The organism is Sphingomonas sp. PEI4, from assembly GCF_056679955.1.
Window position 1 is genome coordinate 793,081 of record NZ_CM155258.1, and the last position, 25,395, is coordinate 818,475.

The window sequence follows — 25,395 nt, forward strand, 5'->3', positions numbered from 1 at the left end:
CCATGCTCAAATCCATTCTCGCAAGCGGTGCCGCGCTCGTTGCAATGAGCGCAGCAATCGCCGCGCCTGCCTATGCTCAGACGGCTGACCCTGCCTCAGCGACCGCGGCCGATCCAGTGGATGCCATTGCCTCCACCGCCACACCGGACGACGCAAAAAGCGACATCATCGTCACGGGTTCGACACGTGCGCAGCGCCGCTTCGACGCGTCTTATGCGATCAATGTCATCTCGCAGGCCGACATCGAGAAGATCGCCCCAGTCAACTTCGCCGATCTGATCGGCCAGCTGCCCGGCTTCCAGACCGAGATCACGGGCGGCGAAGTGCAAAACATCTACCGCATCCGCGGCCTGCCGAACGATGGCGGCTTCGTCAGTTTCCAGCAGGACGGCCTGCCACTGTTCCACGAGAATGACGGCGTGTTCTTTCGCGGCGACGCGATCCTGAAGCCCGATCTGATGACCGAGCGGGTCGAGGTCGTCCGCGGCGGCCCTGCCCCCGTCTATGCCAGTTATTCGGGCGCGATCATCAACGCGATCGAGGTGACGGGGCGTGACGAGGTGCGCGGCAAGGCGCAGGTGACGATTGGCGATACCGGCCTTTATCGTGCCGATATCGTCCAGTCCGGTCCTCTCGGCGGCAAGACCTATTACGCGGTCGGTGGCTTCGTGCGCTATCACGACGGCTACCGCGACAACGGCTTCCCCAACGACAAGGGCGGGCAGTTCCGCGCCAACGTCAAGCATGACCTGGACAACGGCTCGCTCCGATTGAGCGTCAACTACGTCAACGATCACAACGTGTTCTATTTGCCGATCCCGACCGCCGACCCGCGTAATCCGGCGGTCTCGCTCGATCGCTATATCGACTATTTCTCCGGCACGATGAACTCGCCGGCGTTGCGCAACGTCAACCTGCGCTTCCGTGACGGCGGGGGCGTGGTCCAGAACCAGGCGAGCGACCTTGCCGATGGTCGCCACATGCGGATGATCAACATCGGCACGCAATATGATGCTGACTTCGACGGCTGGCTGGTGTCCGCCAAGGCTGGCTTCACGATGGGCAAGCTCGATTTCAATGCGTTCTACTCGACCACCAACCCGGTCGACGCGAATGCCTTTGCGAGTGGCTATCGCGCCCGCGCGACGACCGCGTTCGGTCCGGTCGCGTCGTTCGGCTATGTGCTCGCCGGCACCAACACCGTCTACGACCCCTATGCCGCCTCCGGCCTGGTCGTGCAGGGCCAGTACCGCGACGTCCAGTCGAAATTCTATTCGAACCAGGTCAATCTGTCGGTCGCCAAGAAGTTCGAGACGGGCTTCGGCAGCCACGATCTCAAGCTCGGCGTGTATGGCAGCCTCTACGGCGAGGATAGCCGGACGATCTATCAGAATTACCTGATCGAGGTGGCGGGCAAGCCGCGGACGCTCGACCTGATCGCTTATAACGCCGCCGGAACGCGGATCGGCTCCGTCACTGACAATGGCGTACTTAACTATGCCGCGACGCTGACCGGCGGCAATTCCGACGCGAAGATGATCGCGGTGTTCGCCAACGATACGTGGGAAATCCTGCCGGGCCTTCGGTTCGACGCAGGCATCCGCCATGAGCGCTACAGCTACAAGGGCTTTGCCTTGCTGACGGGCGAAGCCAATCTCGGCGACCGGACGACGCTGGCTGACGACACCACGCGTGCCTTTACCGGCGACATCATCAACCAAACGGGCAAGCCGCACGTCACCAACTGGACCGCGGGCGCCAATTACGACTTCAACCGGCACATCGGCGTCTATGGTCGTGCCTCGCATCTCGAGACGCCACCAAGCGTGCAGACGGTGATGAGCATCAGACCGACGATCCTGACGACGATCGCCGATCAGTTCGAGGCCGGGCTTAAGCTGGCGGCAGGCCGTTCGTACCTGTACGTCACGGGGTTCTATACAAACTTCGACCCGCTCAACGCCTCGTTCCTGGCGTTCGACCCGAGCACCGGGCGCAACGACGTCAACATCCCCTTCATCGGCGAAGCGCAGGTCAAGGGCATCGAGTTCGACGGATCGCTAGCCCTGACCTCGTGGTTCTCGCTCAACGGCGCGCTGACGATCAGCGATCCCAAATACAAGAATTTCCAGAGCTCGACCGGCGCCGACCCGAGCCAGGCCGAGGGCAATCAGATCGTCCGGCAGCCCAAGATCTATGGTAATATCCGCCCGAGCTTCGACTTCGATCTCGGCGACAATGCCGTCTCGGTCTATGGTCGCTATACCTATATGGGGAAGCGCTTCGTCGACCTGTACAACAACACGGCACTGCCGGCGTACGGCACGACCGGTGCCGGCGTGACGCTGCGCCACGGCACGTGGCAGGTTCAGGTCGTGGGCGATAACCTGTTCAACGCGCACGGGCTGACCGAAGGCAACACGCGTACCGACCAGTTGAGCGGCCAAGGCAGCTCGGAGGCGATCTACGGACGGCCGATCTTTGGTCGCAACGTTCGCCTCGTGGTCGGCAAATCCTGGTGAGATACGGCTTGGCTCTTGCCACGGCGATCGTCGGCTTTGCGAGCGTGCCTGTAGGCGCCGAGCCGGTGATCGCGCAGGCAGTGGCCAAGCCGGTCGGCGACCGCGTCATCGGCGCCTTGTCGCATCGGCTGTTCCCGCTGCTCGACGCGATCGGCGCAGATCAGGGCGCTATCGAGCGGGTGAAAGCGAGACCCGGTGTCGCGGCCATGCTGGCGGCGCGCTCAGCACGGCGGACGGCCTGTGCCGACGATTTGGCCTGCATCGCGCAGGCGCTGATCTGGACGCCGTCCGAGTCCGCGATCCTCGCCGATGCAGTGCCGGAAGGCATCTCGTCCACCGACGACGGCGCTTCGGCGCAGGCCAAGCGGGAGATCGAGGGGATCAACGTGGTCCTCCGTACCTTCGGTCTTGGTCAGGTGGCGCGATATTCACAGATCGATGGGGCCGGGCCGATCGATCCGTTGGAGACGCGTGCGCGATTGCAAGCCGCCGACTGGCTGTCCCGCACGCCTCGTGCGCTGTCGGTACAGGCGCTCGACCCGAGCGTGGACTTCGCTCTCGCGCTGCTGGACGCCAGCGACCGAACCGATGCGATCGGCTTCGATCCGCTGACCGGCGGGCTGAACGCGGCGGCAACAAAGCGGGCGCGGTCGCTCGACTGGAAGCGGTGGCGCTACAGCGCGATGATCGTCACCGGGGTTGGCCCAGAGACTCCCGACACTGCGCTCAGCCCGTTCGGTAAATACCACATCCGCCTCGCCGCGGATCGGTTCGCGCGGGGCGACATCGCGCTGATCATCGTGACCGGCGGACGCGCACATCCCCGCGCCACCCGGTTCACCGAAGCGGAGCAGATGCGCGCCGCGCTGATCGAACGCTACGGCGTACCGGCGGACGCGATCGTCATCGAGCCTTATGCGCGGCACACCACGACCAACCTGCGCAACGCGACCCGCGTGCTCGCCACGCTGGGCGCGCCGCTCGACCGTGATACGCTGATCGTCTGCAATCCGGGCCAGAGCGAGACGATCGGCAGCGCCGCATTCGTACAGCGCAACCTGACCGAGTTGGGCTATGCTCCCGGGCAGGTCGGAAGGCGATTGTCGCCGACCGAGCTCGAGTTCCGGCCTTCGCCCCTGTCGCTGCGCGTCGATCCGCGCGATCCCCTCGATCCCTGATCCCGTCTGGAGCCTGTGATGCGCCCTGCCCTGTTAGCCACGATCGCCGCTCTTGCCGTATCCTGGATGTCGTCCTCGGCGCTGGCATGGGGTGGCACCGCACATGCCGTGATCGACCGCGCGGCGATCGAGGCGATCCCCGACGACGGCCCGGTCTTCCTGCGGCGTCATGTCGACTATATCGCCGGATCGGCCTCGCTGCCCGATGCGTGGCGCGGTTCGTCCGAGAACTTCTCGAAGATCGAGGAGGATCCGAACCATGGCTGGTTCCGCGAGCAGTTCACGTTCCTGAAACCGATACCCCGATCGCGCTACGAATTCGTCATCGCGGTCTTCAAACAGCACGAGAAGATCAAGCGCACCGACCCCGCCACCGCGGCGCGTACCAACGTGCGCTGGACCGGCACGCTGCCCTATGCCGCGATCGAAGCCTATGAGCGGATCGTCGTCTGCATGCGCGACGTTCGCGCCGCGAAGGCGGCCGGCCGGGACGCCGCATTGGCCGAGCAACACTGCGCCTTCGATGTCATTCGCTTGGGTCATTATATCGGCGATGGCGCGCAGCCTTTGCATGACTCGGTCAACAGCGATGGCTGGCGCGGGCCCAACCCCAAGGGCTACACCACAGACCGATCGATCCACGGCCGGTTCGAAAGTCGGTTCGTCGACGGGATGAAACTGACCGCGTCCGACATCGCGCCGCGGATCGGGGCGCCAAGCCACCGCGAGGGCGACATGTTCGACGGGGTCCTCGCCTTTCTCGACGACGCCGGCGACAAGATGGAGCGCGTCTATTCCCTGGAAAAGCGCAACGGCTTCGCTGATTTTGCGGACAAGGACGTGCGCGCGCTCATCTACACGCAAACTACGGCGGGTGCAGCGATGCTTCGCGACATGCTCTGCCGTGCGTGGACGGAAAGCGCCACCGCACCTGCGGAAGTTCACCCCTCGCCGATCGATTTCGCGAACCCCCGGTTCAATTCCGAAACGGGGTCGGCGCCTGACTTGCCGCAGCGAGACACGATTATGGATACGGGTCAGGACTAGGCTTTGCCGCTTTCGCGGATCACTATAATCGTTTGTGATGAGTCGATCGGTCTTACTCAATCGCAAGGACCCAGTTGCGGACGTTCAGCACACTCCACTCACTCCCCGGCTTCGGACATCTATTCAGGTCGAGGCTGCAGCCAATTACATGAAAAGATAATCCGCGCCGGCCCAGTGGAGCCGCCACGGATTCTCGATCATCCAGCCTGGGCTAGCGCCACGGCGTCCGGACCCGCGGGGAACCGAAGCCGACCTTCGGTATCGTGGACGGCGTCCCAGATGCCCAAAGCGACATCAGTCTCCGTCGTCGTCAGCGTAGGCTTGGCAAATGCTTCCATGATCGGTTTCGCAAAATCCGCATATTTACCCGGGATGAGCTGGTCGAACGGGATGATGGCGTTGGCGCCAAAGCGTGTCGTGGGCGCGTAGCCCGGCTCGACCAGCTTTGCGCGGATGCCAAAATAGGCAAGCTCGTGCGCCAGCGAACCGGTAAATCCTTCGATCGCCTGCTTGCTCGCGGTATAGGCGGCGGCAAGCGGAAATTGGCCGAGTGTAACGCTCGATGTCACGTTCACGATCGTACCGGAACGGCGCGCCCGCATCTGCGGAATGACGGCTTGGCACATCGCCATGACGCCGATCATGTTGGTCTCGATGAGCTGTCGTACCAGCGCCATCGGGGTCACTTCAAAAGCACCGACCGCGCCGACACCCGCATTGTTGACGAGCACGTCGATCGGCCCAGCCGCCGCCATCAACTCTGCGATGCTCGCCTCGTCCGTGACATCGAGCGGCAGAACCCGGAGCCGACCCGTCTCGCCCTCGAACGATGCAGCTTCTGGATGCCGCATGGTGGCGATCACGTTCCAGCCGTTCACGAGAAAATGCTCGGCTATGGCCTTGCCGTAGCCCGAAGAGGTGCCGGTGATCAGAATGGTCTCGGTCATGGTCGATCTCCTTGGTGTCGTTGCCAGCGAGATAGACACAAGGCGAGATACGATCCATAATAGATGCTCCATAATTAATTACGGATCGTCCATATATGGATCCCCTCAGCGACCTGATCACATTGCTACAGCCCAGCGCCGCCGTCTCGAAACCCATTTCGGGCAAAGGCGAATGGGGAGTGCGATACGCGGCCCATGACGCTCCGGGGTTTACGATCGTGCTCGCGGGGGAGGCATGGCTGACCCTGGATGGGCAGGAGCCACTCTGCCTCAGTCGAGGTGACTTCCTCCTCCTGCCAACCACCCCTCCCTTCTCGCTCGCGAGCGCGCCCGGTGCCTCCTGCAACCCCGTCGAGCCGGTCGCCGAACCCGTGCGTCATGGCGATCAGGAGGGTGACCCCGATTTTGTGGCACTCGGCGGCAGCTTCGTGTTCGAGCAGGTGAACGCCCCGTTGCTCGTCTCGCTGCTGTCCGATCGCATCCATGTTCCGGCGTCCGAGAAGGCCGGGCGCCTGGGTCTGCTGATCGAGATGCTTTCAGAAGAATGCTCGAGCGATTATCCCGGCAAGGCACTCGTTCTCAAACGGATGCTCGAAATGCTCCTCGTGGAGGCGCTACGCTGGCGCAGCTCAGGCAGTCAGCCGGCCCCGCAAGGCCTGCTTAACGGGATGCGCGATCCAGCGCTCGCGCGGGTGCTTCAGGCCGTTCACACCGATGTCCGCAGCCATTGGACCGTTGCCGGACTCGCCAGTATAGCCGGTATGTCGCGCTCGGCATTCTCGGTCCGCTTTGGTGAAATCCTGGGCTGCGCGCCTATCGAATATATCGCGCGTTGGCGAATGGCGATTGCGAAGGATGCGCTGGTGCGAGGCACCAAGTCGCTCGAGCATATTGCCGAGGAGATTGGGTATGAATCAGCAAGTGCGTTCAGCACTGCATTTCGAAAGCGGCTCGGCTGCCCGCCAGGCAGGTTCGCGCGCGCAGCCGCCTGACGAGCGCTCCAATTGCAGTTGCTCCTCACAGACCGGTACACGCTGGCACCGCCATGCCACAGGCCAGCGCGCCCGGCGATGCTCGCGCGGAATCGGAACATTCCTTGAGATCCCTGTCGATCTCTTGCCTGCCGATCTAAAGGCGTGTCAATCAACGTCCCATGCCACGCGCCGCATCTCTCCTGGCTATACCGTCGCTGCTCGTTGCCACACCTGGGTTGGCGCAGACACAGGATGTGCAGGCTTGGGAGCAACTGAACCTTGTTATCCCGGTCGCTTCGAAACTGCGGGTAACGTTAGAAGAGATCGCGCGCACCAGCGATCGCCAGGACGGACTCTACACGACTGAGTTCGGCGTGCTTCTCGGGTACCGAGTGGCAAACGGGGTCGAGCTCGGTTTTGGATATCGCCACGTAGGCTTCTACAACGGCAATACCGGAGCCGACGAGGAGCGCTTGCGACAGCAAGCCATCTTTACACACGGTCGCTTCGCAGGACGCCTACGCCTCGACGAACGGTTTAATCCCAGAGGATCCGAAGTAGGTTTCAGAATTCGCCCGCTGTTTCGCTACAATCTGCCGCTGGGGCCAGATCACGTCGCACTGTTCGCCAGTCACGAGAGTTTCATCCTGCCAAACAGTACAAGTTGGGGCCAACGCGCCGGTTACGAGCGGATGCGCAATAATGTCGGTTTGGCCTTCCCGCTTACGAAAGCTGTCAGCGCAGATGTCGGGTATCTCAACCAATATCGCCCCGCTCGAGGCGGCGCGCGTGGACAAATGGATCACGCTTTAAACGTGCAGTTCACCGTGAACCTTGGGACAATGGGCGTCGCAGGACTGCACGATTAGCTACCGTCAAAAAGGAAATGGTAACCGATTCGTCCCACCGAGTTAGTCGGCCGGTGGCGCATACCGCGCAAATGTTACGATCAAGACTCAATTCCAAACACTCAAAAGACGTCTTGGGCTTGCCGGAATCGGACATTTGTTAACGTAGCACGATAGAGGTTCCTGAAGCCCGCCAGTAGCGACATCGCGGGGTGGCCCTGTCAAAAATCACCACCTTTCTAAAGGTTTGCCTTACGAGCGCGCGCGAGCCTTGGCACGCCTCTCTCAATCCAATTGAGCCGATCCATTCTGAACCGTCGCAAGCACCCCCTTGCGCAACGCACAAACTGCCCATAGGCAAGACGATATATTATATCGCAACGTTCCGAGGGGGGATTTGTTGAACCGTACGTCCATCTGGGCTGGCCTGATCATAGGCCTGCCATGTTTCGCCATGCCCGCTTTTGCCCAGACGACGGAGGAGACGGCTCAGCGCCGTTCCGACATCGTCGTTACCGGCATCCGCGATGACGACAGCTACGCTCCTGCAGAAGCAACGGTCGCGGGCAAGAGCCCGACACCGCTGATCGAGATCCCACAATCGGTAAGCGTCGTTACCCGACAGCAGATCGAGGATCGCAACATGTTCACCATCGGCGATGCTTTGCAGCAGGTGACGGGCGTTACGGTAATGCCGTTCGACGGCTCTTATCCCGATTACCGCGCGCGCGGCTTCGTACTCGATTATGCCTATGACGGCATTCCCTCGACCTTTTCCTCGGGCGTGCCCGAATTCGATCTCGCCATATACGAACGGCTGGAGATCCAGCGCGGGCCAACCGGCTTGTTTCGCGGTTCGGGATCGCCCGGCGGCACGATCAATCTGATCCGCAAGCGCGGGCTTGAGAAGTTTGCGGTGTCCGGCGCGCTTTCGGCAGGATCGTGGAACAATTATCGGGGCGAATTCGACATCGGCGGCCCGGTCGATGCGGCGGGACGGTTGCGGGTCCGCGCCGTCGCCAGCTTGATCGATCGCGATTACTTCCAGGCGAAGTCGCACACGCGCCGCATGCTCGCTTACGGCGCGATCGATTATGATCTGACGCCGACGACGACGATCGGCGGGTCGGTGACGTATCAGGATAACAAGGCGGATACGCCCATGAGCGGGCAACCGGCCTACGGGCTCCTGACCGACGGGAAGCCCCATCCCCTTACCGGTCAGTTTCTAAACTTTCCGCGCGATTTCCAACATCTTCCTAACTGGAATAGTTTCGCGGACACGATGACCGAATATGCCGGGGAAGTTAAGCAGCGGATCGGTGCCTGGTCGCTCGTGGTGCGCGCGGTCGATCGAGTCATTCCGCGCAACTGGGTGGATGCATTCGTCATGCCCGGCACCGGCGTCGACCCTGTCACGCTGACCGCAGTTTACGTCAATCGGCGCAGCGAGGTGGAGAATGGCAAGCGCGCGCTGGACGCCTATGCCACCGGCCCATTCACGGTGTTCGGCGGCGAGCAGGAATTGGCGATCGGCTACAGCTACGACCAGCGGACCTCGACCTCGCTCGCGCGCACCCAGATGTCGCAGGGCAGATACTCGATCTATAATCCGGATGCGATCCCGTACACGCCGGGCGCATTTACCAGCGGCAGCGAAACCGATCTGCGGCAAAGCGGTTTCCACGGCCAATTGCGGTTGCGTCCGCTTGACCCGCTCACGATCGTGCTGGGCGGGCGGATAAGCGACTATACCAACAAAAGCCGCACTATCGCACCGTCGGTTCCCACTCCGTGGACCGTCACGCAGAACTCGCGCGTCCGCGGCAAACTGACCCCGAGCGTGGGCGCGGTGCTGCACCTTGCCGACAACGTCACGCTGTACGGAAGCTATTCCGACATCTTCAACCCGCAGACGCAGCTCCGCAGCGACAACACGCCGCTCGATCCGCGCATCGGCGAGCAATATGAGGCAGGGCTCAAAGGCCGCTTCCTCGATGGCAAGCTCAATGCCACGGCAGCGGTGTTCCGCAGCAAGGACAAGAACCGCGCGCTTGCGGACACCGCAAACCCCGGCTTTTCCGTTCAGGCCGGCGTGGTACGCATCGAAGGGTTCGAGTTCGAAGTGACGGGTACGCCCATTCCGGGGCTCGATCTCACCGCCAGCTACACCAACGTCAAGACCGAGTATGACGTGGGGACAGCCGCACAGACCGGCGCGACGTTCGATCTCAATACGCCGCGTCACCAGTATAAATTCTATGCGCGTTACGAACCGGCTGCGCTGGGCGGTGCATTCGTCGCAGCCAGCCTGAACGGACAAAGCGGTGTCATCGCCGGCGGTACGGCGGGCCTGCGCGAGCAGGCGGCATTCGCCATAGCCGGCGCGCAACTTGGCTGGCGTTTCAGCCAAAACCTGCGCGCGTTCGTGTCCGCCAACAATCTCTTAGACAAGGTTTACTATCAGCGCGTCGGCTCGATCAACACGTACAACTTCTACGGCGAGCCGCGTAACGTCCTGCTGACGCTACGGGCTAGCTACTAGAATGTCCGGGGGGCTCGTCTCCGTTGTCGCGAGGCACCAGTGGCGGCTGTTGGTGCGCGACCGGCGGCTCGCATTATTGGGCTTGGCGCTGTTGCTGGTCCTGTGCACCGTCTCGATAACGGGCGCGGCGCTACAGGGTGCGCGCAATGCCGAACGACATGCGGCGCAAGCTGATGAGGCGCGGGTTTGGGCGAGCCAAGGCGCGGCCAACCCGCATAGCGCCGCGCATTTCGGTCGCTATGTGTTCAAGCCGCTGTTGCCGCTCGCAGTGATCGATCCGGGCCTGCTGCCCCAGCTCGGCACTTCGCTCCGGCTCGAGGCACATGCCAACAACCCGGCGCGCAACCGCGCGATCGACGGCGGCACCGCGCTTACCCGCTTCGGGGGACTTAGTCCGGCGACGATGCTCCAGGTGCTGGCCCCGCTACTGATTATCCTGGCCGGTTTCGCCACCTTCTCAGGTGAACGCGCGCGCGGGCTGCTACGTCAGGAACTTGCTGCCGGGGCCGCACCCAGCGCGCTGATGGCCGGACGGCTCGCGGGCCTCGCGGTTGCGGTCCTTCTGCTGCTCGTCGTCGCGACGGCGGCGAGCCTCGGCGCATTGGAGTTCGCCGGCGGCATGGCGGGCCAGTTCGCGCCGCTGCTGTTGATGATGCTCGGCTATGGGCTGTACCTGTTCGCCTTCGCCGCGCTGACGCTCGCGGCCTCGGCCGCATTCGCCTCCGCGCGCACGTCGCTGGTGGCGATGCTCGCGTTCTGGGCGTTGGCGACCTTGTTCGTGCCGCGCATTGCGCCATCGATCGCCGAGGCCACCGCACCGACGCTCTCCGGCCCGGCGTTCGAGGCGTCTGTCACGCGCGAAGTGATGGAAGGGCCAAGCGGACACGATCCTCGCGATGCGCGGCTGGATCGGCTGCGGCACGATACGATGCGCCGCTACGGCGTGACCAAGCTCGAAGATCTTCCGTTCGATTTCAACGGGATCGCGTTGTTTCACGGCGAGGCACTGTCGAGCGCGATCTACCGCCGTCATTTCGCGGCACTATACGATGGTTATGATCGGCAGGCGGCGATCCAGCGCGCCTTCGCGATACTCAGTCCCTATCAAGCCGTTCGTCCTTGGTCCGCCGCGATGGCGCAGAGCGACCAGCACGCACATCGGCGCTTTCTCGAGCAGGCCGACGACTTCCGCTACACGCTTGTCCAGCAGCTCAATCGCGCGCTGATCCACCAGGCAGTGGGTGGCGCGGGGCCGTATATGACCGATGTCGCGGCGGTCACGCGCGACACGAAGTTCGGGAGCCGGCCGCAGGAGTTGCGCGAGGCGCTGGCGCGACACTGGATCGACCTTGCGATCCTGGCAGGCTGGGCCGTCGGTGCCACGCTGATCGCGTTCGCCGCCGCGCGTCGTCTCGGAAGGACGAGCACATGAGCAACGGCACGGGAATAGCCCGGCTCGAATGGATCCGCACCTGGCGCGACCCGGTGATGCGGGTGATGCTCGTCCTGTTCGCGATCGCCGCCGGCTATGCCGCATTGACCGGCACGCGCTGGGCGACCCAGCGCCAGATCATGGTCAGCCAAGTGGCCTCAGAGGCGGACGAGGTCAGAGCGACCCGCCGCGAGCGGTTCGCGACGATGACAGCCAAAGGCGAGCAGCCCAAATTCGATCTGATCTACGCCACCGCCGCGCAGTACGGTGCCGCCTTGCCCGGCACGCCGCTCGCAGCGCTTTCGGCAGGACAGGCGGAGGGATATCCCGCCGCGGCCAATGTCACCCCGTTCGGTGATCCGTATGCGATGTTCGATACCTATGCGACCGGGCTCGAAAACCCGTCGGTGCTCGCGGCGGGCCGGTTCGACCTAGCCTTCGTCCTCGTCGTATTGCTGCCCTTGCTGCTGATCGCCGCGACCTATGATTTCTGGTCGCGCGACGTCGAGAACGGCAGCGCCCGCTTCCAGCTTGCTCAGCCAGTGCGGCCGGCTCGCCTGATCCTGACGCGCGCGGCGACCCGTGGCGGATCGCTGCTCGTCGCGGCGGTGTTTATCGCCTTGGGGTGGCTGGTTGCCTTGGGCGCGCGAGATCTCGCCGGCCTATCGCTGCTCGCGCTGGTGGTGCTGGCCTATGGCATATTCTGGATTACGCTCACGACGCTGATCAACCTGTTCGTCCGCGCGTCCACGACTGCCGCGCTGGCCAGCGGGACCGCCTGGCTCGCAATCGTCATGCTGCTTCCGGCCGCTGGTGCCGCGATTGCTGACCTCGCCGCACCGCCACCTTCGGCAATGGCTCATGCCAACACGCTGCGCGGCGTCGGACTCGAAGTGCGCGCAGCCAACCAAGCGGCCGCACGCGCCGCCGCCACCGCCGATTCCGCTCGCGCTTATCCGGCAACACTGTGGCATCGACGTGCCGAAATCCAGCAGCGCGAGGCGCGGCTCGGCCCCTTGTATCGGTCGTATGCCGCGGACGCGACGCGCCACCGGGCGCTGGCGGACGGACTGCGCTTTCTTTCGCCCGCGATCATTGCGCAAGATGCGCTCGACCGGATCGCCGGGACCGACGCCAGCCGCGCCCTCGCCTTCCAAACGCAGACGCGCGCCTTGGCCGGCGATGCGCGCAGCCTCGCCTTCGACTGGATGGACCGGGACCGCCTCATGACGCTCGCCGACCATGATGCGCCGTTGCTGCGGTTCAGCTTTGCCGAGCCGTCGCGCGGGCACCCGCTGGCTCTCGACATACTCGCTCTCGCGTTCTTCGCGCTTCTGCCGCTTGCGCTCGCCGCGCTCCGCCTGCGGCGCGGCGCGTCGAAGCTGCTCTAAGGATCTCGCCGATGCTCGAAGCCAAAGCACTGACCAAGCATTTTGGGTCTCACCGCGCGCTCGATGCGCTCGACCTCCGTGTCGATCCGGGCGAGATCGTCTGCCTGCTCGGCGCCAACGGTGCCGGAAAGACCACGACGATCAACCTGTTCCTCGGCTTTCTCGAGCCGACGTCGGGCGAGGCGCGCGTCGATGGCGTCGATGTCCGCGCCGATCCCTTGGGCACCAAGCGCAAGCTGCTCTACGTACCCGAACAGATCGCGTTGTTCGGGGAACTGACAGGTCGCGAGAACCTTGCATATTTCGCTGCGCTATCGGGAGTTGAGGATCGCTCGCCGGGATATCTGCGCCAGTGCTTGTCGCAAGCGGGACTACCCGAGGCCGCGATGGATCGTCGCGCGTCAAACTATTCGAAGGGGATGCGCCAGAAGGTTGGCGTAGCGCTCGCCATCGCCAAGCACGCGCGCGCGCTGCTGCTGGACGAGCCGACCTCGGGCCTCGATCCGCAGGCGTCGGCCGAGTTCCACGCGCTGATCGTCCGGCAGCGTGACGCGGGCGCTGCTGTGCTGATGGTAACCCACGACCTGTTCCGCGCACGCGAAGTAGGCACACGGATCGGCCTGATGCGCCAGGGTAAGCTGCGCCGTATGATCGACGCCGCCGACGTCACCGCATCGGAGCTGGAAAGCCTGTACCTGGAAGAAATGGGACAAGTGGCTGGCTGACCCGATGCGGCCCGCTGATTAGAGCAACGCCAATGCCGAAAGTCAGCCGCGCGAAAAGATTGGTGCTCGGCATCATCCTGAAAGCGGGGTCGAACGGCAGTCTATCAAACAGGACATTATCTCAGCCCGTTCCACGGGCGTCGAGGAGCGCCCATCCCGGCCACTTTTTCATTCGCGAGCGGCGTGCCCACTTCCAGACACTTGGACTACGTCAGCGCGATGAGGCCAAAACTTTGAACGTGGTTGAGGAACGGAATAGGCTCCTGAGCGCATTGATCCAGATCCGGGGAGGTAACTGCATCATGCATAGGAACGTCCCTTACCCGAGGCGATCGCGGATCTAGGCGCATCGTCTAGATGCAGGTAGGCGGGGTTGAAGTCCGCGACACTGGACAGCGCCTTCCAGTTTTCAATCGTAATGGACCGCTTGTCGCGGGTAATCAGGCCATCGCTGTGCAGTTTCTGAAGCGTACGGTTGACGTGAACAGGCGTAAGGCCCGTAGCGTCCCCCAGTTGCTCCTGCGTCATCGGAAGCTCGTAGCGGTTTTCGGTGATCAACCCGGCAGCATGCAGGCGGACGGCAATCTCGCAGAGTAGATGCGCGACGCGGCTCCTGGCATCGCGTCGTCCGATATTAGCGATCCACTCCCGGAAGATCGACCCTTCGGCAAGGGTTTCGAGCCACATGGCCCGACCGATAACTGGATGCGCAACGACGATGTCATGAATGGCCTCAGCTGCGACAAAGGCAACATCCCCGTCCGTCAGCATTTGAATGCTGTGGTCAGCTATACCAAGGAAGGCATGCTGGAGATCAAGCACTTCGCCTGGAATGTGAACGGACAGGATTTGGCGCCCGCCATTACCGACGATCTTACTTCGAAAGGCAAAGCCCGAAATAAGGACGCAGCAATTCTTTGTCAGGTCCTGTTCGCGTATTATATAGTTCGATGGCGACATGCTCTTGATCACGAACGGTAGAGCTAGAAATGCTGAGCGGTCTACTTCAGAAAATGTGGATCGCCGTTCCAGCATTTTCAAAGCTGGTGCAAGGATGTCTTCTGATAATGCGGGCATGACGGTTACACCGTTGCGGTAACGCGCAACCCATGCAGTTCAATATTTGGCTGCCCGCAAAGTTTTAGACAAGGTTACGCGGGAAATCCCTGCGCTAGATCACACCATGATCAATTTTTTGATCCAGCTTCGGCACTTGGCCCCAAGCCGACGATTGCCTTTTCGTCCCAAAATCTCATGCGTTGCGTCAGTAGCTCCGCTCGTGCGTTTCGTCAGCAACAGTTGGCATTCCGCCACCACCGGATCGAGGCGGCAATGAGTAACCCCTGGGCAACAAAGATGGAGCAATTCACCCCGTTCACGGCGGATGAACGCGTCCGTCTTGATGCGTTATTAGCGTTCAAGCAGCGAGAGTTTCATGCCCAGGAGGATATCATCGCTGACGGCGCGCACTCGGAATACTGCCATGTCCTGCTCACCGGACTCGCCTGTCGGTACAAAATTCTACCGGACGGCGAGCGCCAGATCATGGCCTTTCTGGTTCCGGGAGATCTGTGCGATGCCGAAATTTTCATACTGAAAAAAATGGATCATGCGGTTGGAACGCTGACCGCCAGTACGACGGCAATGATCCATTCCAGCGAGATGAAGACGCTCTTGCGTGAAGCCTCACCGATCGCCGAGGCATTGTGGTGGGGCACGATGACGGACCTTGGGGTTCTACGCGAACGGATCATCGACCAAGGCAGGCGTGACGCCACTGAGCGCCTTGCTCATTTGCTCTACGAAATGCTGGTTCGCTACCGGGTCAGTGGGGCAACCGAGACCAACGCTATCGACTTCCCCATCACCCAGACCGACCTTGCCGATGCTACCGGAATGACGCCGTCCCACGTCAATCGCGTACTTCAGCGCTTCCGCGAAGATGGGTTGATCGAACTGCGTAGCAGAACGCTGACTATTACGAACCCTGGACGCCTAAGATCTCTTGCACAGTTCAACGCGACGTATCTACACCTGGACAGGACAGAGGCCAGAGACCCGTCCGTCTTCGGTCGAGCAGGAGAATTGATATAATTTTCGAATGACCCACTTCCGGTCGTTCAATGGCCGGAATGCGCGTCCCAACTTCATCCATTCGTTCACCATACGCTATGAAGCTGTTCACCAAGTAGGAAAATGCCTTCGGCGATCATCCCGCGACGTCCTCCGCAACGTCCTGAAACAGGCGACGCTCAGCCATGTGCTGCAATATCCGAAAAACGTAAGTCGCTGCGGGACGAAGCGGCAAACCGACGCCGGTGCTGTGAGTGCCGCATGACCGACACGTCGATCGAGCTACCAAACTGTCAAAACGAAACCTGTACGCGCCCTATCAACCTGTCGCCTGCGTTGCGCCGATCGGCAAACCTGCCGGCGGTGCTCATGCGGGAAACGTCGGTCCCGATATAATCGACTCCAATCGTCAGACGGTCGCGACGATGTTCGAGACCGAGACGCCAGTTGCTGTAACTGCCGCCCGGACGAAGACGCTCCGCCCGGACGGGGTCGCGGACGCTGCCGGACGAGTGGCCGAGTTCGGCAAGGATCGTGAACGGCGTACCGGGAATACCGGCATTGGCGTTCGCATAGACATGCACGTTGCTGCCGCCGATCGCACGCTGCGACGGCGCACCGATCACACCGATCGTGGCGTAGAGCGGACCATAGGCATAGCTTGCCGATACGCCCGCCTCGACATAGTCCATCCGTCCCCGCGCGCCCGCAAACGCGTGGCCGGTGGCGTCGGTGCGTATCCGCACGCCACCGAGATCCCAGCCGGTTCCCACCGAAAGGTCGACGACCGCATCGGCCCCGCCGTGTCGCACGCTGTTCCGAAGCGTCACCGTTCGCGCCGACGCATCCAGCCGCCCGCGCGAGACACGCAGATCGCCCCCCAACGCGGCACGTCCCTCAGTCCAGCTCAGTCCACGTCGCTCCTCCTCGCTCATCACCTCCAAGGTTACCGACCGAGCATCCTGTGCAAACGCAGGCGTGATCAGGCCGCAACTCGCGGCACCGAGCACACCCGCCAATCTAACGCGCCGGATCATCCAGCGCGCTGCGGACCGTGGATCCGGTCGAGCTCGACACGCAGCATCCGCTCGTCTTCCTGAGCCAGCATTACCAGATGCTGCTGCAAGTCAGCCGTCTTTGCCGCGACCTCCTTCTTGATCGCGCCATGGCTCGCGACGCACCAGCCGGGCCGGGTGCCCGAGACCACGGGTTCGCTGTCGATGCTGCGCACCAGCCTGGTACCCGACGCCGCGACCGCGTGGCGCGCGACCGACATGCTTGCCGCCCAGTCGCAGCGTAGCGACGACGCTCTTCCGCCGGGTGCAACCGCGCCCACCTGTTTGTGCGTGATGACGACGTCCCCGCGATATTTGACGGCGACCGGACCGCTGCGATGATCCACCTCGTTCTGGTGATCCACGGTCATGCCGAGGGCAGCACCGGTGGCGGCAAGCACCAAACCCGCGGTTAGAAAATAGGCCATATTCGTTCTCCTGTTGCCATTCCGATTCATTCTGATCGGTGAAGCTGATCCTTGCGGACGATGATTCCATAACGACGCTGCGGCGCGTCGGTTCAGTTCAATTGCAGCTGTAACGTGCGGGCACGCAGCCGATCCTTCACGTCGAGACGCAGCCGTTTCAGCCGAAACAGCCGCAAGGCATTGGGGACGCGCCGCTTTATCTCGGCGCGAATCTGCTCGTCCAGCCGCGCGTGCAACTGGGTCAGTTTGTAGGAAAATATAAGCAAAGCCGCTCTCCAACCAACGATTGAACGATCGGATCAGTCGCGATGAAAGCAGGCAAACAGGCCAGGCCTAGACATCGAGATAACCCGATGCGGTCCGACATCACGTTCGTCCGAGGACGACCGCCAGAGGGGCCCGGCCCGCTTACTCAAACTAGGGTTTCGGCAGTCGAGGTCAATATGGTTGCGACGGAATTTCGCACGCGTCGACATTACGTCGCGCCCCCCGATGTTACTGGCACGTACGCTCCTGCGACACATAAGCGTTTTCGCGACCACGCCGGCCAACTCGCCGCACGCGGTTAGCCCGAGCTCGCGGCCATTGCCGTTCGAGTTCGAGCCTTATTCGATCTGACCTTCGGTGGCTGCGTAACCTCAGGCAGCATCGCCATGGGCTTACCTTGAGCAGACCAGTAAATTCGGGCCCGTTTCCGCCAGTCGCGTACCGCTACCTGGATGAAGAGTCTCGATCGGTAGCCAATCCGCGATCCTCGCTGGAATTTGATCGCACGATGGGTACCGCTGCAAGGTGTTTCCACGGGATAAACTCCCGTTACCACGGCTAGATCGACGGGCGTATCGACGGCGCCCCGACATTGCCACTTGGTGCCACGCGGAGCTGCGTGCGCATTAACCCCTGAGCCGGATCCCCGAACGCTCCGGTTACGACTTGGAAAAACAGATATGCATCTCCCCTCAAGAACGGGTGTCGCGCGCGCGATGATCGTTACCGCCGCTACCGCGTTTTGCACGACGCTTTGCCTGCTGGCAGTCTGTGGCCCCGTCTACGAACGGTCCGCTCAGGCAGCGTCGCTTGCGCCTTGGACACGACCGAGCGGCCTCGCTTAACGAAGCGAAACTGGCGTCGACAGAAACTGCCGGACATGGGCGACGAACGCGCGTGACGCCGGTTCGCGGCCGAGCAGCAGGTGATTATCGCTGTCCAGCGTGACAAACTCCGCCCCCGGTATCTCGGCCGCCAGTTTCCCGCCAACGCTCAACGGGATCCGCTGATCGCCGCGGGCATGCATGACAAGGGTCGGCGTCTGCACGTCTTTGAGTATCCCGCGGACGTCGATATCCGCGAACACTTCGAGATATCGTGCAGCGTTCAAAGCCCCGACGGTCTGTCGTTGAAAAATATTGAACCAGTCGAGCTCTTCCGGGGTAGCGCTGGGCATGAAGGTAGCCGTCACCACCTGTCGGTAAGCGGCGTCGGTCCTGCCCCAGCCCTGCCTCACGAGCGTGATGATCGCCTCGCGCTCCTCGATCACGTCGGGCGTAGCATCGATCCGCCACCCCGCCGCATAGCCGCCCCACAATATCAGGTGGCTCACACGCTCCGGATGGCGAACGGCGTATTCGATCGCAACCGCACAGCCCTGCGAAATGCCGAGCAAAGGGAAGCGCTCGATACCGGCAGCATCGACGACCGTCTCGAGATCACGGACGAAGGCATCGAAGCTGATGTCGGCAACCTTGCACTGCGACATGCCGTTGCCGCGCTCGTCATAGCGGACGAACATATGATCGCGTGCCAGTTCCTGGAACAGCGGCGCCCAGATCGGCGCGTCCCAATCCAGTTCGAGATGGTTGAGCCAGTTCGCCGCCTTCACGAGCGGCGGTCCGTCGCCCACACACGCATAGGCCAGCCGCACACCATCGTTTGCCTGGCAAAACTGGATTTTCTGGCGTTGCAGCATGTCATGGGGAGCGACTGCTGCGATAGGGAACAGCGCGGCGGGATGGAGTAGTGCTTGCACGGGCGGTAGCCCTGCGTCGCTGATCGCATTGGCGAAGCTTCGTTTCGCCACCTCGGCATCGTCCTGACGCCCCAGTTGCCGCAACGTCGACTGAAGCTGCGCGGCCGCGTCGGTGTTGAACGGGTCGGCATCCAGCCATTCGCGTACCCAGGGAAGCCGATCCTGCGGCGACATGGCGGTCGAAATGACGTGGCGGTGGAGCAGTGAGCAGCGCAACCGCGCGGCTGCTGCCCTCTCAGCGGCAAGCCAGACCGCAAACCGCTCATGCCGAGGCAGGTCGAGCCCTGCCAACAGCGGCTCACGCAAGGCCACCAGCGCAGCGATCGTGGCATCGACGTCCGCCGGCTCCGCGCCGAGCGCCTGGTGTGCCCGGTGGAGATCGACCGAGACATCGTCGCGGTTGATCACGACCACCTCACGGTCCGCGACGAGGCGACGTCGGTCACGATCGATGATCGGCCGCAACTTGCTGAGCGACCAGCGCAACGCTCCACGTGGGTCGTCCGGCCCTTCGTCCCACAGGAGATCACACAAGTGTTCGCGACGCTGGGGGCGATCCGCGATCAGAAGATATGCAAGAAGCGCTCGCGTCTTTCTCGACGCAGGAAGGTCAATGCTGCTGGATTCAGACGTTATCGTCAATGAACCCAGTATGTTGATGGTCAAGTCTGTCGAATGATCGATGGATTCAGCCTCTCGACGTGAAAGTATATTTACCACGGCGATGCACGCAATGTCCACGCATGCTCAACCGCTCACCTCCACGATGACGATCGATAGCCTGATCCTCGAACCTCCGCGACGCAAGCGCGCAACGAATGGAACACGGCTTTGGACGATCGCTCTCTCCCCCGGCGGGTATCACCATGACGTTTTGGCTGGATCTCGGTGGCATCGCGGCGCGAACCGATCGCCCCTGCGGGCAAACGACCGCAGCAGCGACTGGTATGCTGCCGTTCGCCAAATGGATGGGTCGCACGCTGAGCGCGATCGTCATCGGTCTGCTGGTCGCTGACGGCGCGGCGCAACTTGTCTCGCTGCCGATGTTACGCGCGGAAATGAAAGCGAGCGCTTTCCCGTTCGCGCTGTCACCTGTGATTGGAGCGATCACGATGACGTGCGTCGTGCTGTATGCGATCCCCCATACGGCAATGCTCGGCGCGATCCTGCTCAGCGGGTTCCTTGGCGGCGCCATCTGCCTTCATCTGCGGCTCGGCGAGATCGGTTCACCGCCGCAGATCATCTGCCTGGTGCTCGGCATCATGGCGTGGGGTGGATTGTACCTGCGCGACCCCCGGCTACGCGCGCTGTTGCCCCTGCGCGCCTGAATCCACCGCGACCTTTCACCGTTGATACCGGCGCGTCGGTGCCGGCGAAGGACCCATCATGACCATTACGATGCAGACGATCCCCGCCCCTTTCACCCGCGCGGCGACCCTCGACACCACGAAATTCTACATGGGCGGCCTGATGAGCTTCCTGACGACCGGCGCAGACACCGGCGGATGCTTTGCGCTCATGGAATATCGCGGCAAGCCGGGCAACGAGCCACCGCCACACACCCATCTGTGGGAGAACGAGATCATCTATGTGCTCGACGGCATCATGGAACTGTATTGCGGCGAGCGGATCCTGCGCCTCCACGCCGGCGAGATGGGATTCATCCCGCGCGGCCAGCCGCACGCATTCTACATCCGTACGCCGGACTTCCGGGCGTTGGCTGCGGTGCAATCCGTGGGAGAACGGCCCGTCAGTCTCGACAGCTTCTTCCTGCGGATGAGTAGTCCCGCCACGACGATGGCGTTGCCGACCGATCCCGTGACGTATCAGATGGAGGATCCTGCGCATGTCGTCGCGGTCGCTGCCGAGTACGGTATGCAGATCCTCTCGCCTGAAGAGACAGCAATCGCGCTGCCGCTGTACCCCGGCTTCGGCAACGCACCTGCTGCCCCCACGCACGCGCCGCAACGCAACCAGTCGCTCGCAGCGTTTGGAGCGGGTGCCGGGCTTTGGCCGGTTGCTCCTTCGACGGCTGTGCTGTGACGATGACCGCTCCTGCAACCGACCGCTCCAACAGAGATGCCGCCGCCCTGAAATTATACGAAGGCCTGACCGATGGCGGCGGGGACCGGTCGAGGGACGCGATCGAGCGCAGGCTCCGCGAAAACGGCCTCGCGATCGACGACCCGCGATTGCGCGATCTCGGCGCACTCATGCATCGGTATGCGCAGTCGGTCGACATTCCGTTCGAGGCGATCGCGCCAGCTCTTGGCGGGGCAAACCAGACGCTGCTCAGCCGGGCGTTGATGGGTAATCTGGTGATCCCGGACTTTACCGCCTTCTGTGACGAACTGACCCGATTGTTCGAGGAGGTCCGCCAGCACCGTGGCGGCGAAGTCGCCTCCTACATTCCCCAGCTGGCGCGGGCCGACGCGGACGGTTTTGCGGTCGCCGTCTGTACGATCGATGGCCAGCGTTTCTCGATCGGCGACACAACCACGCGCTACTGCGTGCAATCGACCTGCAAGCCGATCAACTACGCGATAGCGCTCGACCAGCTTGGCATCGATACCGTTCACCGTCATGTCGGTCGCGAGCCCTCGGGCCATTCGTTCAACGAGATCACGCTCAACGCCAGGGGCTTGCCGCACAATCCAATGATCAACGCGGGTGCGATCATGTGTGCATCGCTGATTGCCCCCGACCTGTCGGCCGCGGATCGGTTCGATACCGTCGTGCAGACCTGGGGGAAGCTGGCCGGGCAAGCATCCGTCGGCTTCGACAACGCCGTCTTTCTGTCCGAGCGCGACACCGCCGATCGCAATTTCGCACTCGCCTATTTCATGCGCGAGAACGGGGCATTCCCCGACGGTACCGATCTGAAGGCGACGCTCGACCTGTATTTCCAGTGCTGCTCGATCACCGTAGACGCACCGGGCATGGCAACGATCGCTGCGACGTTCGCGAACGGCGGCGTCTGCCCGCTGAGTAACGAGCGCGTTTTCACTGCGGACACGACCAAGAACTGCCTTTCGCTGATGGCCTCATGCGGCCTGTACGATTTCTCGGGCGAGTTCGCGTTTACCGTCGGTCTGCCCGCCAAGTCGGGCGTATCGGGGGCGCTGTTCATCACCATACCCGGCGTCTGCGGCATTGCCATATGGAGTCCACGGCTCGACGCGCTCGGCAATTCCGTGCGCGGCGTCGAGTTCGCGCGCAGGCTGGCCAAGACCTTCGCCTTCGATGGCTTTTCAGAAACGAGTGACCAGATCGATCCCCGTCGCCGGATTACCGAAGCGGCTATCGACCAGGCGACCTACTTCTGCGCGGCAGCGGCCAAAGGCGATCTGACCGAATTGCGGCGGTTGGTCGCGCGGTCGATCGACGTAAACCTTGCCGATTATGATGGTCGGACCGCACTCCATCTTGCCGCAAGCGAAGGCCACGCGGACGTGCTGCGCTACCTGCTTCCGCTCGGCGCAGCGGCAGATTCGACCGATCGCTGGGGTAATACACCGTTGGACGACGCGATACGAAATGGCGACGGGGAAAGTATCGCGCTGCTGCAGCCAACAATGTCTGAGGTTGGCGAACATCAGCAGGGAGAAGTTTCCATGCACGGATCGATCGAAGCCCTGGCGTTTCTACCGACAACTAAGGCTGCATGATGCTGCGATCGTTGGGCAACCGCGTTTAGGGTCTCTAAAGCCGACAATCCGCCGCTAGTTTGCGACCAAACGGGCGAGGCGCTTACCATAATGGTTAGAAGTCTGTCTTTCGACGACTCTTTCGTTCGATAACTCCGTATATTACTCGGCCCACAAGCGGACATTCGCGAATGGTTTCGGTAACTCAAGTTCGGTCATTCATTAATGTCCGAAGCGGAGATGATTGTGCAACATAAGGTCTGGAAATTGCCCCGGGGCGTGATCACCCATTCCGGCATTCCCATTTGATATAGGCCTTGGTGTCGGAGGCCCATGTTTCGTCGATCTCGACGAGAACAGCGGAGACGAGGCGCAGTAGCGCCTGGTCGTTGGGGAAGACCCGGACCTTGACGGTGCGCCGCTTGAGCTCTTGCTGGACGGCGCGCTCGATGAGGTTCGAAGTGCGCAGGCGTCGGCGATGATGCTCCGGCAGCGTGAATACAGCCAAGCCTTCGGGAACGGCGTTTTCCAGCCATGACGCGAGACTGGGGGCCGTGTCGCGGTAGCCGGCAACAAGCTCGTCGAGCGCGACCTGGGCCTTGGCGAGCGTGGCTGCGTTCCAGACGCTGCGCAGCTCCGCACCGATGCGCTCGCGGATTGCAGTGTTGGGAGCGTGGTGGACAGCGTTTGCGGCGAGATGGAATTGGCAGCGCTGCCAGGTAGCGGCACCGAGCACAGCGCGGCGGGCGGCACGCAGGCCAGCGTGGTCGTCGGAGACGATGAACTCGACGCCGCGCATGCCGCGTGCGACCAGGTCGTCGAGGAAGCCACGCCAGTGGACCTCGGCTTCCGACAGGGCGACGCTGACGCCCAGCACCCGGCGCCGTTCGTCCGGGCCGATACCGATCGCCGAGAGGACGGCTGCGTCGCGCACGACGCCGCCTGCGCGCATTTTCTCGTAGCGGGCGTCGAGGATCAGGTAGCGGATCTCACCGAGTGGGCGGTTGCGCCATGCCTCCAGCTCCTCATCGAGCAGGGCCGCGGCGCGGCTGACCTGGGATGAAGACAGATTCTCGATGCCGAATTCGCGCAGCACCGCTTCGGCCTGGCGGGTCGAGACGCCCTTCACGTACATCTCGGCCACCGCCAGCATCACCGCGCGGACCGAGCGACAGCCGCGCTCCAGTGATTGCGGGAAAAACGGCTCAGCGCCGTGGCCGGCGGTCTTGGGCACCGCCACATTCACCGTGCCCGCCGGCGTGTCGATCCGCTTGGACTTGTAGCCATTGGCATAGCCCCGCCGGTCGGTCGTGCGCTCATAGTGCCCTGCGCCCAGGAAACGTTCCCGCTCGATCCGCATCGCCATCTCGAAGGTCCGCGCGAACACTGCGGCGATGCCCTCGGGGCCGTGTTCGATCAGCTGTTCCAGTACCGCCTCAATCGCCGTATCATGCCTGCTGTCCATTCGTTCTCTCCACGGTTGTGTTGCAACTCCATGGAATGCCGAAGATGGGCAGCTGGTGCCGGGGCATGCCCCGGCACCAGCTTACAGATCCCGACCCGATCGAATTTCCAGACCTCGCGTTACACAACCGCGGAGATGCCACGGCGGAACCCGTTTCAGGTCGAGCGGCGTGCGATACACCACCATCAACGGTATCCGCATTTGACATGGCCGGTCGCGAGGCGCTCTATTGCTTCTACCGAATGGCGCAGCGCGTCGCGGCGGGTACATGCGTACGAAATCGGCTCCAACAGGAACGCGATCATGGCCACGCGCTACGCCGCATCTCGCCGAAAATTCGAACACCGTTTCTTCGTCGCGACAGCTGTGATCATGACCGTGGTGATCGTTGCAGGCTTCTCGATGCAACTTGCCATGGGGCGATCCACATTCCGCGCACCCGTAATGGTCCACGTTCACGCGGTACTTTTCTTTGGCTGGACCGCCTTCTACCTCCTTCAGAACCTGCTCGCTGGAACAGGTTCTGTAACACTGCATAAGCGGCTGGGTTGGTTTGGTACGGTATGGGCCGCTCTCGTCGTCGTCGTTGGGATATACACGACAGTGAGCATGGTCCGACGGGGTGCTGCGCCCTTCTTCTTTCAGCCGGCCTACTTCCTGTTCATGAACTCATTAGGCGTTCTTTGCTTTGGCGGGCTGGTTGCCGGCGCTGTCGTAATGCGACGCCAAACGCTTTGGCATTCGCGTCTGATGCTCTGCGGTATGGCGACGCTCACAGGTCCGGCGGTCGGGCGGCTTCTGCCTATGCCGCTGATGATCCCATGGGCGGGATGGGGCGTTTTTGCGGCGATAATCTTGTTTCCGCTTGCGGGCATGGTCGCCGACATACGCAGCCGAAAGGCCATTCATCCTGCTTTATGGTGGGGCGCCGGCGCGATGATCTTCACCCAGGGAGCTATCGGACTCCTCGCGTCGAGTTCCATAGGTGATGGGATCTACCGAGCGATCGTTGCCGGAAGCGCGGGCGAGGGCGTACCAGGGATGGTTTTCCCAAGCGGCTGAATAGTTGAGTGCGCCGTCTTGAAGTGGGTG

21 protein-coding genes are annotated in these 25,395 nt (G+C 62.5%); 14 read left to right on the forward strand and 7 right to left on the reverse strand.

Going from position 1 to position 25,395, the window contains the following annotated elements:
• The first annotated feature begins 2 nt into the window (after positions 1-2).
• Genes AC1MLZ_RS03440 through AC1MLZ_RS03450 form a run of 3 tightly spaced genes read left to right on the forward strand, consistent with a single transcriptional unit; the run spans position 3 to position 4,747 of the window.
• Positions 3-2,522 carry a TonB-dependent receptor gene (locus tag AC1MLZ_RS03440; RefSeq protein ID WP_480960464.1) on the forward strand — a complete coding sequence of 840 codons (2,520 nt, stop codon included), beginning with the start codon at positions 3-5 and terminating at the stop codon, positions 2,520-2,522.
• Between the two features lie 8 nt (positions 2,523-2,530).
• Positions 2,531-3,700, forward strand: coding sequence for a YdcF family protein (locus AC1MLZ_RS03445; protein ID WP_480960465.1), 1,170 nt, complete (start codon positions 2,531-2,533; stop codon positions 3,698-3,700).
• A gap of 18 nt (positions 3,701-3,718) precedes the next feature.
• Entirely contained in the window at positions 3,719-4,747 is a 1,029-nt protein-coding gene (locus AC1MLZ_RS03450) for a phospholipase C/P1 nuclease family protein (protein ID WP_480960466.1), read from the forward strand.
• 197 nt (positions 4,748-4,944) lie between these two features.
• Here AC1MLZ_RS03450 and AC1MLZ_RS03455 read toward each other — a convergent pair whose 3' ends face one another.
• Positions 4,945-5,694, reverse strand: a complete 750-nt coding sequence (locus AC1MLZ_RS03455) for an SDR family oxidoreductase (protein ID WP_480960467.1) — start codon at positions 5,692-5,694, stop codon at positions 4,945-4,947.
• A gap of 95 nt (positions 5,695-5,789) precedes the next feature.
• Here AC1MLZ_RS03455 and AC1MLZ_RS03460 point away from each other — a divergent pair, with 95 nt between their 5' ends.
• The 6 genes from AC1MLZ_RS03460 (at position 5,790) to AC1MLZ_RS03485 (ending at position 13,609) form a co-directional block, all read left to right on the forward strand.
• Entirely contained in the window at positions 5,790-6,686 is an 897-nt protein-coding gene (locus tag AC1MLZ_RS03460) for an AraC family transcriptional regulator (protein WP_480960468.1), read from the forward strand.
• Positions 6,687-6,904: 218 nt separating this feature from the next.
• Positions 6,905-7,537, forward strand: coding sequence for a DUF2490 domain-containing protein (locus AC1MLZ_RS03465; protein WP_480960469.1), 633 nt, complete (start codon positions 6,905-6,907; stop codon positions 7,535-7,537).
• Between the two features lie 379 nt (positions 7,538-7,916).
• The gene (locus AC1MLZ_RS03470; RefSeq protein ID WP_480960470.1) at positions 7,917-10,061 is read left to right on the forward strand and encodes a TonB-dependent siderophore receptor; all 2,145 of its coding nucleotides are present in this window, start codon (positions 7,917-7,919) and stop codon (positions 10,059-10,061) included.
• Position 10,062: 1 nt separating this feature from the next.
• Positions 10,063-11,493 (forward strand): DUF3526 domain-containing protein, encoded by a 1,431-nt coding sequence (locus AC1MLZ_RS03475; RefSeq protein WP_480960471.1) that lies wholly within the window; start codon positions 10,063-10,065, stop codon positions 11,491-11,493.
• Positions 11,490-12,884, forward strand: a complete 1,395-nt coding sequence (locus AC1MLZ_RS03480) for an ABC transporter permease subunit (protein ID WP_480960472.1) — start codon at positions 11,490-11,492, stop codon at positions 12,882-12,884. The genes AC1MLZ_RS03475 and AC1MLZ_RS03480 overlap by 4 nt, the downstream gene beginning before the upstream one ends.
• Positions 12,885-12,895: 11 nt before the next feature.
• The gene (locus tag AC1MLZ_RS03485) at positions 12,896-13,609 is read left to right on the forward strand and encodes an ABC transporter ATP-binding protein (protein WP_480960473.1); all 714 of its coding nucleotides are present in this window, start codon (positions 12,896-12,898) and stop codon (positions 13,607-13,609) included.
• Between the two features lie 300 nt (positions 13,610-13,909).
• Here the strand turns inward: AC1MLZ_RS03485 and AC1MLZ_RS03490 are convergent, their stop codons facing one another.
• Positions 13,910-14,686 (reverse strand): Crp/Fnr family transcriptional regulator, encoded by a 777-nt coding sequence (locus AC1MLZ_RS03490; RefSeq protein WP_480960474.1) that lies wholly within the window; start codon positions 14,684-14,686, stop codon positions 13,910-13,912.
• Positions 14,687-14,965: 279 nt separating this feature from the next.
• Between AC1MLZ_RS03490 and AC1MLZ_RS03495 the strand changes: the two genes are divergently transcribed.
• Positions 14,966-15,703: a Crp/Fnr family transcriptional regulator gene (locus tag AC1MLZ_RS03495; RefSeq protein ID WP_480960475.1), complete on the forward strand. Its 738-nt coding sequence runs from the start codon at positions 14,966-14,968 to the stop codon at positions 15,701-15,703.
• Between the two features lie 272 nt (positions 15,704-15,975).
• Here the strand turns inward: AC1MLZ_RS03495 and AC1MLZ_RS03500 are convergent, their stop codons facing one another.
• From AC1MLZ_RS03500 to AC1MLZ_RS03515, 4 genes are all read right to left on the reverse strand, one after another.
• Positions 15,976-16,617: a TorF family putative porin gene (locus tag AC1MLZ_RS03500; protein ID WP_480960476.1), complete on the reverse strand. Its 642-nt coding sequence runs from the start codon at positions 16,615-16,617 to the stop codon at positions 15,976-15,978.
• A gap of 98 nt (positions 16,618-16,715) precedes the next feature.
• A complete protein-coding gene (locus AC1MLZ_RS03505; protein ID WP_480960477.1) occupies positions 16,716-17,165 on the reverse strand; it encodes a hypothetical protein in 450 nt (149 codons plus the stop codon).
• A 92-nt stretch (positions 17,166-17,257) separates the two neighbouring features.
• Positions 17,258-17,431 carry a DUF465 domain-containing protein gene (locus AC1MLZ_RS03510; RefSeq protein ID WP_480960478.1) on the reverse strand — a complete coding sequence of 58 codons (174 nt, stop codon included), beginning with the start codon at positions 17,429-17,431 and terminating at the stop codon, positions 17,258-17,260.
• An 842-nt stretch (positions 17,432-18,273) separates the two neighbouring features.
• Entirely contained in the window at positions 18,274-19,725 is a 1,452-nt protein-coding gene (locus tag AC1MLZ_RS03515) for a bifunctional AfsR/SARP family transcriptional regulator/alpha/beta hydrolase (RefSeq protein ID WP_480960479.1), read from the reverse strand.
• 413 nt (positions 19,726-20,138) lie between these two features.
• On the opposite strand from AC1MLZ_RS03515, the gene AC1MLZ_RS03520 reads away from it, so the two are divergent.
• From AC1MLZ_RS03520 to glsA, 3 genes are read left to right on the forward strand one after another with little or no spacing between them, the layout of a single operon-like run.
• Positions 20,139-20,519 carry a DoxX family protein gene (locus tag AC1MLZ_RS03520; RefSeq protein WP_480960480.1) on the forward strand — a complete coding sequence of 127 codons (381 nt, stop codon included), beginning with the start codon at positions 20,139-20,141 and terminating at the stop codon, positions 20,517-20,519.
• A gap of 58 nt (positions 20,520-20,577) precedes the next feature.
• Entirely contained in the window at positions 20,578-21,234 is a 657-nt protein-coding gene (locus AC1MLZ_RS03525) for a cupin domain-containing protein (RefSeq protein WP_480960481.1), read from the forward strand.
• 2 nt (positions 21,235-21,236) lie between these two features.
• Entirely contained in the window at positions 21,237-22,859 is a 1,623-nt protein-coding gene (glsA, locus tag AC1MLZ_RS03530) for a glutaminase A (protein WP_480960482.1), read from the forward strand.
• A gap of 262 nt (positions 22,860-23,121) precedes the next feature.
• On the opposite strand, the gene AC1MLZ_RS03535 is transcribed toward glsA, so the two are convergent.
• On the reverse strand, positions 23,122-24,303 hold the full coding sequence (locus AC1MLZ_RS03535; protein ID WP_480959735.1) for an IS256 family transposase: 1,182 nt from the start codon (positions 24,301-24,303) through the stop codon (positions 23,122-23,124).
• A 303-nt stretch (positions 24,304-24,606) separates the two neighbouring features.
• Here AC1MLZ_RS03535 and AC1MLZ_RS03540 point away from each other — a divergent pair, with 303 nt between their 5' ends.
• The gene (locus AC1MLZ_RS03540; protein WP_480960483.1) at positions 24,607-25,365 is read left to right on the forward strand and encodes a hypothetical protein; all 759 of its coding nucleotides are present in this window, start codon (positions 24,607-24,609) and stop codon (positions 25,363-25,365) included.
• Positions 25,366-25,395 lie beyond the last annotated feature (30 nt).

What these genes read in the sequence shown, in the direction of transcription:
- glsA (WP_480960482.1), top strand. Translation starts at nt 21,237, where the DNA reads ATGACCGCTCCTGCAACCGACCGCTCCAACAGAGATGCCGCCGCCCTG.
- AC1MLZ_RS03455 (WP_480960467.1), bottom strand. Translation starts at nt 5,694, where the DNA reads ATGACCGAGACCATTCTGATCACCGGCACCTCTTCGGGCTACGGCAAG.
- AC1MLZ_RS03460 (WP_480960468.1), top strand. Translation starts at nt 5,790, where the DNA reads ATGGATCCCCTCAGCGACCTGATCACATTGCTACAGCCCAGCGCCGCC.
- AC1MLZ_RS03440 (WP_480960464.1), top strand. Translation starts at nt 3, where the DNA reads ATGCTCAAATCCATTCTCGCAAGCGGTGCCGCGCTCGTTGCAATGAGC.
- AC1MLZ_RS03475 (WP_480960471.1), top strand. Translation starts at nt 10,063, where the DNA reads ATGTCCGGGGGGCTCGTCTCCGTTGTCGCGAGGCACCAGTGGCGGCTG.
- AC1MLZ_RS03540 (WP_480960483.1), top strand. Translation starts at nt 24,607, where the DNA reads ATGGCCACGCGCTACGCCGCATCTCGCCGAAAATTCGAACACCGTTTC.
- AC1MLZ_RS03490 (WP_480960474.1), bottom strand. Translation starts at nt 14,686, where the DNA reads ATGCCCGCATTATCAGAAGACATCCTTGCACCAGCTTTGAAAATGCTG.
- AC1MLZ_RS03480 (WP_480960472.1), top strand. Translation starts at nt 11,490, where the DNA reads ATGAGCAACGGCACGGGAATAGCCCGGCTCGAATGGATCCGCACCTGG.
- AC1MLZ_RS03485 (WP_480960473.1), top strand. Translation starts at nt 12,896, where the DNA reads ATGCTCGAAGCCAAAGCACTGACCAAGCATTTTGGGTCTCACCGCGCG.
- AC1MLZ_RS03525 (WP_480960481.1), top strand. Translation starts at nt 20,578, where the DNA reads ATGACCATTACGATGCAGACGATCCCCGCCCCTTTCACCCGCGCGGCG.
- AC1MLZ_RS03505 (WP_480960477.1), bottom strand. Translation starts at nt 17,165, where the DNA reads ATGGCCTATTTTCTAACCGCGGGTTTGGTGCTTGCCGCCACCGGTGCT.
- AC1MLZ_RS03535 (WP_480959735.1), bottom strand. Translation starts at nt 24,303, where the DNA reads ATGGACAGCAGGCATGATACGGCGATTGAGGCGGTACTGGAACAGCTG.
- AC1MLZ_RS03450 (WP_480960466.1), top strand. Translation starts at nt 3,719, where the DNA reads ATGCGCCCTGCCCTGTTAGCCACGATCGCCGCTCTTGCCGTATCCTGG.
- AC1MLZ_RS03500 (WP_480960476.1), bottom strand. Translation starts at nt 16,617, where the DNA reads ATGAGCGAGGAGGAGCGACGTGGACTGAGCTGGACTGAGGGACGTGCC.
- AC1MLZ_RS03520 (WP_480960480.1), top strand. Translation starts at nt 20,139, where the DNA reads ATGCTGCCGTTCGCCAAATGGATGGGTCGCACGCTGAGCGCGATCGTC.
- AC1MLZ_RS03495 (WP_480960475.1), top strand. Translation starts at nt 14,966, where the DNA reads ATGGAGCAATTCACCCCGTTCACGGCGGATGAACGCGTCCGTCTTGAT.